General features: G+C 68.6%; 8 protein-coding genes and 2 pseudogenes. 2 read left to right on the forward strand and 8 right to left on the reverse strand.

Features of this window, described 5'->3' with window-relative positions; translation table 11 throughout:
• Positions 1–147 precede the first annotated feature (147 nt).
• Positions 148–843, reverse strand: a complete 696-nt coding sequence (locus ACFTWP_RS40695) for a membrane dipeptidase (RefSeq protein WP_380270240.1) — start codon at positions 841–843, stop codon at positions 148–150.
• Between ACFTWP_RS40695 and ACFTWP_RS40700 the strand changes: the two genes are divergently transcribed.
• Positions 843–974 carry a hypothetical protein gene (locus ACFTWP_RS40700; protein WP_380270241.1) on the forward strand — a complete coding sequence of 44 codons (132 nt, stop codon included), beginning with the start codon at positions 843–845 and terminating at the stop codon, positions 972–974. The genes ACFTWP_RS40695 and ACFTWP_RS40700 overlap by 1 nt on opposite strands.
• A 103-nt stretch (positions 975–1,077) precedes the next feature.
• Here the strand turns inward: ACFTWP_RS40700 and ACFTWP_RS40705 are convergent, their stop codons facing one another.
• The 4 genes and pseudogenes from ACFTWP_RS40705 to ACFTWP_RS40720 all read right to left on the reverse strand — a co-directional run bounded on the left by ACFTWP_RS40705 (position 1,078) and on the right by ACFTWP_RS40720 (position 7,713).
• On the reverse strand, positions 1,078–3,663 hold the full coding sequence (locus ACFTWP_RS40705; RefSeq protein ID WP_380270242.1) for an ATP-binding protein: 2,586 nt from the start codon (positions 3,661–3,663) through the stop codon (positions 1,078–1,080).
• Positions 3,664–4,518: 855 nt separating this feature from the next.
• Complete coding sequence (locus tag ACFTWP_RS40710) at positions 4,519–4,710, reverse strand: Rieske (2Fe-2S) protein (RefSeq protein WP_380270243.1); 192 nt, start codon at positions 4,708–4,710, stop codon at positions 4,519–4,521.
• 313 nt (positions 4,711–5,023) lie between these two features.
• Positions 5,024–5,821 (reverse strand): annotated as a pseudogene (locus ACFTWP_RS40715) (DDE-type integrase/transposase/recombinase); the annotation flags it as partial.
• Positions 5,822–6,012: 191 nt separating this feature from the next.
• Positions 6,013–7,713, reverse strand: a complete 1,701-nt coding sequence (locus ACFTWP_RS40720) for an APC family permease (protein WP_380270244.1) — start codon at positions 7,711–7,713, stop codon at positions 6,013–6,015.
• Positions 7,714–8,131: 418 nt separating this feature from the next.
• Between ACFTWP_RS40720 and ACFTWP_RS40725 the strand changes: the two genes are divergently transcribed.
• Positions 8,132–8,572, forward strand: a complete 441-nt coding sequence (locus ACFTWP_RS40725) for an SsgA family sporulation/cell division regulator (RefSeq protein ID WP_380270245.1) — start codon at positions 8,132–8,134, stop codon at positions 8,570–8,572.
• A 194-nt stretch (positions 8,573–8,766) separates the two neighbouring features.
• Here ACFTWP_RS40725 and ACFTWP_RS40730 read toward each other — a convergent pair whose 3' ends face one another.
• The 3 genes and pseudogenes from ACFTWP_RS40730 to ACFTWP_RS40740 form a co-directional block, all read right to left on the reverse strand.
• The gene (locus tag ACFTWP_RS40730) at positions 8,767–10,053 is read right to left on the reverse strand and encodes an ABC transporter substrate-binding protein (RefSeq protein WP_380270246.1); all 1,287 of its coding nucleotides are present in this window, start codon (positions 10,051–10,053) and stop codon (positions 8,767–8,769) included.
• 391 nt (positions 10,054–10,444) lie between these two features.
• Positions 10,445–10,854 (reverse strand): annotated as a pseudogene (locus ACFTWP_RS40735) (roadblock/LC7 domain-containing protein).
• A 12-nt stretch (positions 10,855–10,866) separates the two neighbouring features.
• On the reverse strand, positions 10,867–11,244 hold the full coding sequence (locus tag ACFTWP_RS40740; protein ID WP_380270247.1) for a hypothetical protein: 378 nt from the start codon (positions 11,242–11,244) through the stop codon (positions 10,867–10,869).
• Positions 11,245–11,612: the final 368 nt, after the last annotated feature.

Genomic DNA, 11,612 nt, shown 5'->3' on the forward strand with positions numbered 1-11,612 from the left:
AACCCGCGCTGGGCGAATCCCGCGATTCGCCCAGCGCGGGTTTGTCCGCGCCTACCGGTTCCGCCGTTCAGCACGTCCACATGTCGGCCGGTGGCGGGCGGACCGCCGTCCGCCACAACGGAGTTCGCGAGCGACGCCCTCGGTGGCTCACAGCACACGCACCGCGTTGCGCCAGGTGAACTTGGCGACGTCGGCCTCGGACCAGCGGCGGAGGAGAAGTCCGGCGATCAGCCGAGGGGGGCCGCAGACGCCGTCCGGGTCGGACTGGATGGCGGCGGTGCCGTCATGGTCACCGCCGATGCCGAGATGGTCGATACCAGCCATCTCCCGCATGTGGTCCAGGTGATCGGCGACGGGGGCGAGGGTGGCGGCACGGGGCGGGCGGCCGGCCTCGAGCGCGCGGCGGCAGTCCGCCGCCACGTGCGTGCGCACCAGCAGCCAGAAGCCGTGCGCACGCAGCTGCCTGTCGGCTGCGAGAGTCCACCCGACGTCCTCGGACAAGACGAGCCTGGGGACGAGGGTGACCATCGCGACACCGCCGTTGGCCGGCAACCCGGCGAGCACCTCGTCTGGGATGTTGCGCGGATGGTCACGGAGGGCGCCGGCGGAGGAGTGCAGGAAGACCATCGGCACCTCGCACACCCGCAGCACGTCACGCATGGTGACATCGGACGCCTGCCCGAGGAAAACCAGCAGGCGATCGCGGCCTCCACCGTCGGCGGTCAGGGAGCCGAAGCCGGTCCGGGTACCGCTCGTCATGGTCCGGACGAAGCCGATCTGTTCCGAGGTGGCACCCACAGGGCGGTCACTGGCAAGTCCGAGCCGACACATACCGACCAGCATTGGGCACCGACACCGCCTTCGGCCCGGCGGACGAGAGCGGCGGCCGGCCGGTCGCCCGTCGGGTCGAAGGCGCGGGCGTCGAGGCCGAGTTGCCGACACGTCTTCCAGGGCGGATCGTCGTGACCGTCTAGCACCGGGTTCTCGCGTAGTAGGGCCCTGCCACGGTTGATCAGTCCGGCAAGCGGCCCGCCCGCCGGCCCCGTAGACGGCTCGGAGAGCTCGGTGTCATTCTGCTCATCTCGAAGCTCGCAGGGTTACCCCCGAGACCGGAGCGGCTCCCTCGCGACGGGCGGGCATGCGGGACACGACCCAGGTCGCGACATGGATCCGTGTCGGCAGATCGAGCTTGGTCCGGATCCTGGTGATGTAATTGGACACCGAACGAGTCGAGATGTGCAGGCGCGCGGCAATCTGATGGTCCGTCAGGCCCTGCGCGACCAACTCTGCCACGTCGCTCTCGCGGCGGGTAAGGCCGGCCCCCGTACCGAGGGCTTCGGCCGGCTCGCATCGCAGGGCGTAGCGGATGGCCTCTTCGAGGTTCAGGTCAGTGGCGCCCGTCCGGGAGGGCTGCCGCGAGGCGCGGGCCCGGTCGACGAAGTCCGACAGCATGCGCGCCCACCACGGTGTGCTGGCGACCCGGGTCTGCTTCCGCACTCTGGCCGCCGCAGCGGCCAGCCGGAGCCCGCGTTCGACAGCGCCGGTCGCGAGGGCAGTGACCGCGAGTCCCTCCAGGTTGTAGAGGGTGGTGTCGGTGTCGGCCGTCGCCCGAGAGAGCGACGTACTGAAGTGCACAGCGGCCTGGTCGAAGTGGCCTGCGGCCAGTGCGACGCTGCCGGCCGTATGCAGGGCCGTACCGAACGCCTCGGGCGCACTGTCCGGGTCCAGGAGCACCAGCGCCTCCTCAACGTGGTGCCTGGCCTGGTCGGTGAGCCCTGCAGGAAGGGAAACCCAAGCGAGGTCGTTGAGGGCTGTGGCCAGGGGGAGGGCTCGGCGGGTGGGGCGCAGCATCGCGACCTGGCGGTGGCCGGCGGCCAGCGCCCTCCCATGCTCCCCCAGGCCGCTGTGTGCGCGGCTCAGCGCGGCAAGCGCGCGGGCCGTCAACTCGGGGTGCGAAAGGGTCTGTGCGAGGTCGAGCGCAGACCGGGCGGCCCTGAACGCCTCGGTGGTATCACCGCGCATGCAGGAGGCGAAGGCCCGCACGGACTCAAGGTGGGCGCGTCCCGGCGAACTACGCGCCTGAGTCCCCAACAGACGCTTGGTCAGGTGCTGTGCGAGTTGATGGTCTCCGCGACGGACCCAGCACAGGGCAAGGGCCGCCCCCACAAGTGGCAGCCGCCGGTCACGGGACTTCTCGGCGATTCGGACGGCGTGGTGCAGGTTGTGACGTTCGGCGTCGACACTGCCGATGGCCTCGCGGTTATCCGTCCCCATCAGCATGCCCTCGGCCAGCTCCGCCGCCCATGCGAGGAGGTGCTCGTGCACAACGGCCTGCTCACCTGCGGCATGGAGCTTCTCCATCCCGAAGACTCGCAACGACTCGAGAACGCGGAACCGGCCCGGGGGGTCTGGCATCAGCAGGGACTTGGCCGCCAGGCTGCTTAGAACAGGCCAGACGGCGGCCGTCGGCCGCTCGCCGCGGCACAGCGCGGCGGCGAAATCCGCGTCGAAGCTCCCGAGGGACACCGACAGCGCCCGGAAGACCCGTTGCTCCTCGGGGTCCAGCAGGTCGTAGCTGCGGTGGATCGTCCGACGAAGACTTCGATGGCGGTCAGGGGCGCATCGCAAGCGACTCACCAGCAGGTCCAGGCGCCGCGCCAGCTCCGGAAGGAGTCGGTCCGGCGGGAGCACCGTCGCTTGCCGGGCGGCAAGCTCGATGGCGAGCGGAAGGCCGTCGAGGCGGGCGCACACCTCCGCGACCGTCGCGGTCATCTCCTCGGTGAGGGCGAAAGCGGGGTCCGCCGTTCGTGCCCGGTCCGCGAACAGCCGGACGGCGGCGGCTCGGTCGGGAGGATCGGCGGTTACGGGCAGCGGCGGTACCGGGAAGCTGACTTCGCCGCGGACGCGCAGCGGCTCCCGGCTGGTCGCCAGGATACGCAGTTGCGGGCAGCGGACCAGCAGTCTTTCAACCACGTCGGCGCAACCGTCGACCACGTGCTCGCAGTTGTCCAGCACGATCAGTACCGCTTGCTCGCCGCAACGCTCCGCGACGACGGAGTCCACCGGGCCAGTGAAGAGGAGGCCCGCGTGCACGGCGGCCGCCACGGCCGGGCCCACCAGAGCCACGTCCGGCAGCGGCGCGAGGTCCACCCACCGCACGGGGGCGTCCCCGGGGGCCCGGACCCGGGAGAGGTGTTCCAGCGCGAGCCGGGTCTTGCCGACTCCGGGCGGCCCGGTGAGGGTCACGAGTCGTGAGCTGCTGAAGAGTGAGCGAAGGTCGGCCAGTTCGGATTCACGCCCGACGAAGCGATCGAATGCGGAGGGCGGGTCACCGTCCATCCAGAGCTCCGTGGCCGTCCTGGGGCGCGTGGCGGAGGAGTTGACCGGTGACCTGCCGAGGACTGCCCGATGGTTTCCGAGCTCGAACCCGTCGGCCGCGTCCTTCGGGCCGACCGCCACCACGCCGCGACCGGAGCTGAACTGCCGGTGCAGTGTCATGGCCGGCATGTCGAGCGTCGCCGCGAGGTCACGCCACGGCACCCCACGTTCGCGGGCCCGCCCGACCTCGCCGTACAGGGCTCGGGCGCTGGCCCGCTGCAGCGCTGCAAGGGCGACAGCGCGGCCGGACGCGACCGTGGGGTCTTCGGCATCTTCAGAGCTCATGGCTTCACGGAGCTTTCGGTAACATTCCGGCCCGCCCGCACCCGCGGCCCTGCCGCTTCGCTCGGTGGGTCGGCGAGCATGGAGTCGCTGCTCCGCAGAACAGGGGGTCGGCTTGCGAGGTTTCAGTCCGGCCGATGGGAGGGGAGCAATCTGCCGAGGCGGCCGCGCCGGTCACCGCGCCCGCCGGCCGACGGATTGCGTCGGCCGGCGCTCAGGCACAGACCTCGCGACCACCGGGCGGGATTGCCGCGCCGGCGTCCTCTCCAGTGGGTGACGCGTTCTGACGGGCCACTCGCGGCAAACCCTACGAAGGTGCGCCTTTCCTGGGCAAGCTTCTTGAGGGAAATTTGATGATAGCCGGTTGGTCTCCCGAATGCTGCCGGTAGAAATCCGGCGTGCGTACCGGATCCGTACAGAATGGGCAGCCGGTCGGTGCGGTTTCCCACAGTTCATCGCCGCTGTGCCTGCTCCCTGGGCCAGGTGACCACCATCTCCCCATTGCGCTAATTACTCGGTTCCAGGATTTACGGCGATCTGGCAGGGTGGTTCACGAAGGACGGACCCGGCTTCCGCAGGATATTTCGGAGCGTGTCCGCATGACATCTCGGGGCTGACCGCCCCGGCCTGCCGCCTTCTTGTCCGGCTACACCAGCCAGACCCCTGATCCCGGATCCCCGTAACCCTCCCTGTGCGGGGATCCCGGCCGGTGGGCGGTGCCACCGGATCATGCCGTGCTCCCGAGCGGACCCCCTCCTGCTCGGGAGCACGGCACTGATCGACCGCCGCCGGGCCCGCCGCTCCATCGACCGCCGCTGTGGCCCGCGCCCTGCCGGACCAACCGCGCGGTGGCGCCTGTCACACACCCGGCGAGGGACGCCGGGGGCCACCGCGCGTCCGCCATCGGGCCTTCGTGACCTGGAGCCTGCCGTCCTGATGGGTGACCTTGCGCTCGGGGAGCGCCGTCCACGCCGGCCCCTCCTTCACCGTGCCGTCAACGATCGCGAAGGTGCTGCCGTGGCAGGAGCACTCGATCAGACTGCTCCTCACGTCGTCCACGAGACACCGCTGTAGGTGCAGAAGGCACTGAAGGCCTTGTACTGGCCAGCGGCCGGCTGGGTGACCACGATCTTCTGGTCGGCGTACACAGCGCCACCACCGCTCGGTACCTCACTGGCCGCACCGAGCCCGACGGGCGCACTGCCGGCGCCGGACGGTGGGGAGGCGGCGCAGCTGGCGACAATGGCTCCGGCACCCGCAGTGTCTAGGACGGTGGCGCAGCTCAGCAGCATGCGACAGCTAGGTGTACGACCACGAGCGTTGTTGACACCGCTGAACGGGGGTTGGCCTCAGAGTCCATTCCGTCGGCCAGCGTGCGGTTGAAGCGTTCGACCCTGCCGTTGGTCTGTGACCGGTAGGCACGGGTGAGCCTTCCTGTGGTGCCCAGGTCGTTGAGGGCCTGCCGCCACAGGCTTGACCTACGGTAGCTCCAGGTGTTGTCGGTCAGGACCCGTTCGATGTGGTCGATACCTTGCTCGGCGAAGCGGGCCGCCGCCCGGCGTAGGAAGTCTGCGCAGGTGGCGGCCGTTCGTCGCGGTGGACCTCGCTCTAGGCGCGGCGGATGTGGTCGTCGACTTCGGAGTGGATGTAGTCGAAGCCGCCGCCGGTCTTGCCGTGGCAGCTCCCGGCCCGGCCATGGACCCGCCAGCCACCGCCTTCGGTGATCCGGCCGAGCTTCTCCACGTCGACGTGGACGAGTTCGCCGGGGCGCTCGCGTGAGTAGCGGCGGATGACCTGGCCGCTGGGCCGGTCCATGAAGGCGAGTAGGTGCAGGCCGTGGCGGGCCAGGATCCGGTGGACGGTCGAGGGTGCAAGGCCGAGGATGGGGCCGACCCGGGCGGGGCCCGGCTTCCGCTCGCGTCGCAGGTCGCACACCTTAGCCTCGGTGTCGGTGGGCGTGCGGTTCGGGGTGGTGTGCGGCCGCCCGGGTCAGCCGCGCAGGCCGGCATCGCCTCCGCGCGACAGCTTCGGACCCACTTGTGGGCGCTGGCGCGGGGGATGCCCATCTCGGCCCGATGTGGGCCACGGACCGGGCTGCCTGGACGCGGTCGACCAGGGTCCGCCTGCTGTGCACGGTCAGCCGGGCAATACGGTGGGACACGAAGACCTCCGTGTGTGGTGTGGAGCCTAGACACCTCCACCACACCGGAGGTCTTCGCCAGGATCAAGCTCTACGCCTGTCAACAACGCTCGTGGTCAATACAGCTAGAGGGCTGTCGGAGGGCTGCGACATGGATCACCCCTGGGAGTGAGGGTGGGGCGAGAGAGTTGGCTCCGCCTGCCGGGAGGCCGTCAGTGGGCGGACAGGCCACCGCTGAACACCACGTCCTCCCCACCGCTACCGGTACCGAAGTCGGCATCAACCGAGGGACGGCTCTCGTCCGGCTCGCCCGGGGCTGCCAGCTCCTGGCGGACCTGTTCAAGAGCGGGGCTGTTCCAGGCGCTCCTCACACCCCAGGCATAGAACGCCAGAGCGATCAGGGTGACCACCAGCAGGTCCCAGCCCGAAGGCAGATAGCCCCGGCCGCCGAACTCCGAACCGCCGGCCCAGGAGACGCCGGCCATGACGAACAGGTAGCCGACCATCCACGCGCCCGCCTTCAGGTGCGACTTCAGTTCGGCCAGTGGCTTGCGCAGCTCGTACCAGGCCCAGATCGGCAGGCCTGCGGCCATCAGCACGATGACCTTGCCGGTCAGCGGCCAGCGGGCCCAGTACAGCACCAGCGAGCCGAAGACCATGGCGACCGGGGCGATCACCGGCATCGCGCGCAGTTTCACCGGGCGGGGAAGGTCGGGTGCAAGGCGGCGCAGGGCCATCACTGCAACCGGTCCGATGACATACGAGATGACGGTGGCTACCGAAACAATCTCGGCCAGGGAGCCCCAGCCTCGGAAGACCGCGAGGAAGAGGAAGGCTATGAAGAGGTTCAGCAGCAGCGCAGGGCGAGGGATACCCGTCTTCAGGTCCACCCGGCCGAAGATCGACGGCAGATGGCCGTTCTCCTGGACGCCGTGGATCATCCGGGAGGTCGTCGCGGCGTAGATCATTCCAGTGCCACTCGGCGAGACGAAGGCATCCGCGTACAACAGCAGCGCGAGCCAGTTGAGTCCCCAGGCGAGCGACAGGTCCGCCAGCGGGGAGTTGTAGCCGAGGCCACCCCAGCCGCCAGCGAGATCCCCCGCCGGGATGGCGCCGAGGAAGGCGATCTGCAGGGCAACATAAATGACCAGGGCAATCACGATCGAGCCGATCACTGCCTTCGGCAGCGACTTGCCCGGGTCGCGTGCCTCGCCTGCGAGGTTGAGCGGGGACTGGAAGCCGTTGTACGCCCAGACGATGCCGGAGACGGCGACTGCCGTGAACACCGAGGACCAGCCGTTGGGCGCAAAGCCACCAGCGGCCTGGAAGTTGCCGGTGTCCAAGTGGGCAAGGATCAGGCTGCCGGCGGTCAGCGCCGGGACTACCACCTTGAAGACCGTGATGGCGGTATTGGTCTTGGCGAAGAGCGTGATCGCGAACCAGTTGAGCGCGAAGTAGCCGACCAGCAGCACACTCGCCAGAGCGAGTCCACTGGTACTCAGTTCCTTCCCGTCGTATAGCCGGCGGGCCCAGTCGAAGTCCCAGGAGCTCATGTACTGCACGGAGGCGGTCGCCTCGCCGGGGATCACCGAGACGATGGCGATCCAGTTCGCCCAGGCTGCGAGGTAGCCGGTCAGCGACCCGTGCGAGTACTGGCCGAACCGGACCATGCCGCCAGCCTTGGGGAACATCGAGCCGAGCTCGGCGTAGGTGAGGGCGATGGCGAGCGCGACGGCGGCGCCGATCACCCAGGCCACGATGGACGCGGGGCCCGCCAGCCGGGCGGCCCGCTCGGCGCCGAACAGCCAGCCGGATCCGATGATCGAGCCGAGACCGACAGCCGTCAGGCTGATCGTGCCAAGCGAGCGGCGGTAGTGGTGGTGGGACGCCGTGGTCGGCCCGGACGTGCTCAAGATATCAATCCTCCGTCATTTCCGTGGTTCCAATGGTTCATTCATTGCTAGACGGAACGCTAGGGAATGCGCATCGACCGAACCTCAAGGAGGGCTCAAACACATCCGATCGTTGCCGTCTTGTTTCCTTCACCGTGCAACGATCACAGAATCCACTCAAATCGTTCTGATCGCGAACTGCCCATGGGGCTGCGCGTATCAGAATGCGACAACCCATCACATGCTCTGGCCGAATCCGCTGCATGCGAAGAAACTTTTCACCATTTGAAAAGATGCACTTGCCGAGATGCTGACCCGGGCGGGACGATGAACCCCGAGGGAAATCACCCCGAGTGCGATTCCCGTACTCGCTAACCGCACTACCCGGCGGGCCGACGCCCCGGCGCCCCCGGCCGGACGAACCCAGAGGTACTGACGCATGCACAGCACAGTCCAGGGCCGAGTCGCGATGGAGCTGCTCCTTCAGGACATGTCAGCCCTGCCAGTCACGGTCGACCTCGACTACGACTCCCGAGACCCCTTGGCGGTCCGCTGCACTTTCCGGTCTTCCGAAACAGCCTCCGCAACCTGGGTGTTCGCCCGTCAACTCCTGTGCGACGGGCTTGAGGGCCCAGCCGGTGAGGGCGATGTGTGCATCCTCCCGCTACCGTTCCCGCTGGAGCCGGAACAGGGCCCAGAGGTCTGCATCGTGCTGCGCTCCCCACACGGCGAAGCGCAGCTGTTCGCCCCGGCGCACCCGCTGGCCGGCTTCCTCGCCCGCACCCACCAGATATCGCCCATCGGACGGGAGCCGGTCGGCGACAGCCTCGAATCGCAACTCGCGGCCATCCTCGAGCAAGGCTCCCGCAAAAACAGCTGAGCGAGCCGAACGCCAGGGACGGGACGTGCCCCGACGTAGCCGAGCCGCGCTCCCGGGCAAGCGACTGCCCGGGAGCGCGGATCCACGACAGCACCTCACGGTGCCTGGCAGGACGTCCGCGGAAGCGGGAGAGGGGCGGACGACCCGATACGGGGGCCGGCACATGCCGGCAGGAATAGTTGACGGACCATCCGCTAGTGCTTCCAGGTGTCGTAGAACAGTGGGGTCGAGTTGGTGGCAAAAGCCGCTCCCTCGACGCCGTTCTGCACTGCTATCCGTCCGAAGGGCACATACGTCGGCATCACGTACGCCTGGGCGATGACACGCTGCTGAACTTGGCGGTAGACGACCTCGCGGTCGGCACCGTCCGGAGTGGCGAGGCCCTTCTCCGGCAGCTCCTCAAGCGTCGGATCCTGCACTCGGGCGTAGTTGGTGCCGTTCGGCAGGACGAAGGACCCCGAGAAGAACGTGCGGGCGATGTCCGGTTCGGCCCGGACGTGGAAGAGGCCGGTGATGTCGTAGTCACCCCGGCTCTCGATCTCGGTCTGGGCGGCCCTGGCATTCGTCTGCAGCTTCACCTCGAAGCCCGCGAGCTTGGCCTGCTGCGCCGCGGCCTGGTAGATCGTCTGCTCCTCGGCGGTCGCCTCCTCGTCGCTGTAGGTGAGCTGCACGGTGAGCCGGACGCTGTCCTTGGTGCGGTATCCGTCCGCGTCACGGGCGGTCCAGCCGGCCTCGTCGAGCAGCCTGGCCGCCTTGTCCAGGTCATGGCCCCACTGACCGGGCACCAACGCGTCGTGGTACTGGGTGGCCGGCCCGAACAGGCCGTCGGCAGCCCGCGCGTAGTCGAAGAACACCGCTTTCACCATGTCCTCCACCGAGATGGAACTCTGGAACGCCCGGCGGACCTTGAGGTTCTCGATGGGCGCCAGCCAGGTGTTGAGCAGCAGGACGTGGTTGATACCGGAGTTCTCGTGGGTGAGCAGCTTCAGCTTCGGGTCTTTCGCTGTCCGAGCGAGGTTGGCGGGCGCGACGGCGGCGACCCTGTCGAACTGGTGCGACTGCAGTCCGCCCTGTCGCACCGAGCTCTCCGTGACGGCCTTGAGGTCGAACCGGTCGAGGTAGGCAGGCCCGGTGTGCCAGGCGCAACCGGGCTCCCACTCATAAGCCTCGTTGCGGGCGAACTCCACGCTCTGGCCCCGCGTGTAGGAGGAGAGGACGGGATCGAGGCCGGAGCTCGCCAGCCGCAGGTGCAGCACGGCGGCGTCGGTGCGGGTGCCGGCGAGCCGGGCGGCGAGGAGGGCACTGCCCTGCGTCGGCCGCGGTTCACTACTGATGGCGATTCGCCTATTGTCGTCGACCCAGCCGATCCCCCACCTGTGCCTGTTCTCCGGAGCGACTGCGAGGAACCGGTCGAGATCGTCGCCCAGCAGTCCGGCCGGTGAGGCCCGGTGCCCGGCGACCACACCACGAAGGCGGCACACGGTGGATCTCCAGTATCTGGTTTGCAGGACCGCCGTGCAGGGAGGAGGGCAACTGCCTTGGCGTGCACGGTGATCGGGGAGACACCACCGACCTACGCCATTCGATCAGAGTCGGCCGGGGCGCGTCCAACAAGGAATTTGGGGCGATTCATCAAATCTCTTTATGGGGACGAGAAACACGAGCCGCTCCTACTGAGCGTAGAAACGGAGCCACCCCGACCGAACTGGGGTCGGCCGGGCAACCCCGCTCAGGGCATGCTTGGTGACATGACTCCCTGCACTTCAGAGATGACGCTGGCAGCGGCGACGGTGTCCAGTACGAGCGGGGGCCGCATGCGGGAGCCAGGGCCGGGCGCCTGCTGGGACCGTCGGCGTGATATCGAAACCAGGCTCAACCGCTCCACGGAGCACCTCGCCGCGGCGTGCTGAGGTGCTCGCCGATCCTCGCGACGCGATTCCCCATCCGCTTACCCATCAGCCCGGCGCCGTCACCCTCCTCGGCCGGCACCGTGAGGTACGCGCGGGCGCCGGCCGCCACCAGGTAGAAGAAGAAGCCGCCGCCCAGCTAATTCACCACCAGCCGCATCCGGCCGTCCCTGTGCGGGAATTCGCTCCCACCGTGGTGGCCAGGCTCTATAGACCGGCGCAGGCCGCGGCCAGGCTGTCGGCGGTGTCAATGTCGGTGCCGTACTGGGCCATCCGCAGCCCGTCTGCGGACAGCACGACGACGTGACGGACGTGCGGAACGCCCTCCCCCAACCCCCTGAGCATCCAGTCCATGTTGGCCCGTTGCCGAATCATTGCTCACTCCTCCTACCGGCTCGCCGCCGGTGTGGTCCCTGCCCGGGACGGCATGGGGACGTCAGGAGCGGTGCTCCCGGACAAACCTTGCGGGGCCTGTCCGAACGGCACGGCGCTCATCACCAAACGCCGAGGTGGGAGTTCGAGCAGGAGGCATCCTGCCTCGTCGAACTGCCGTGCCACCGAGCTGGCCTGGCTGTCGTCGAGTGAGAAGACGAACGGGCCGGGGATCAGCACGACCTGGTAGTCGCCGGTCTCGACCAGGCCCACCAGTCGCTCCAGCGCGGGGCGCGGATTCCGCGAGCGGCAGCCGTTGTCGATGAAGAAGGTCGGCTCCGGGAAGCAGATCCTTTCCGCGTAGAGGCTCAGCGCCCTGCGGTGGGTGTCCATCTGCCACCGGTCATATGGGTAGCACCTGAGGTACGCGGCGACCCGAACAGGATAAGAACTGTCCACGGCGGACATGTGGTCAACCTCTTCCTGCGAGGAAGGGGGAGCGCAGGACATCGGCGCCCTTGCGCCCCCCGGGGGGCCGGCGAATGCGGAATACCGCACACCCAATTCGTCCGGACCCGCTGCCGCTTTGCGGAATCGACGGGCTTTGAAGGAACCGGCCTTGTTCATGGACATCGGGTACCCCTACGAAGGGCGCCTGCCGGCGATATCGTGGGTCGGGGTGGTTGGGGGTTGGTTGTGGTCGTGGCGTGGCGTTGGTTGAGGATGCTGCGCAGTGCGGGGTTCATGGGGTACCACCTGCG

This window comes from Kitasatospora sp. NPDC057015 (assembly GCF_042673745.1).
Classification (GTDB): Bacteria; Actinomycetota; Actinomycetes; order Streptomycetales; family Streptomycetaceae; genus Kitasatospora.

What these genes read in the sequence shown, in the direction of transcription:
- ACFTWP_RS40695 (WP_380270240.1), bottom strand. Translation starts at nt 843, where the DNA reads ATGCTGGTCGGTATGTGTCGGCTCGGACTTGCCAGTGACCGCCCTGTG.
- ACFTWP_RS40705 (WP_380270242.1), bottom strand. Translation starts at nt 3,663, where the DNA reads ATGAGCTCTGAAGATGCCGAAGACCCCACGGTCGCGTCCGGCCGCGCT.
- ACFTWP_RS40725 (WP_380270245.1), top strand. Translation starts at nt 8,132, where the DNA reads ATGCACAGCACAGTCCAGGGCCGAGTCGCGATGGAGCTGCTCCTTCAG.
- ACFTWP_RS40740 (WP_380270247.1), bottom strand. Translation starts at nt 11,244, where the DNA reads ATGGACACCCACCGCAGGGCGCTGAGCCTCTACGCGGAAAGGATCTGC.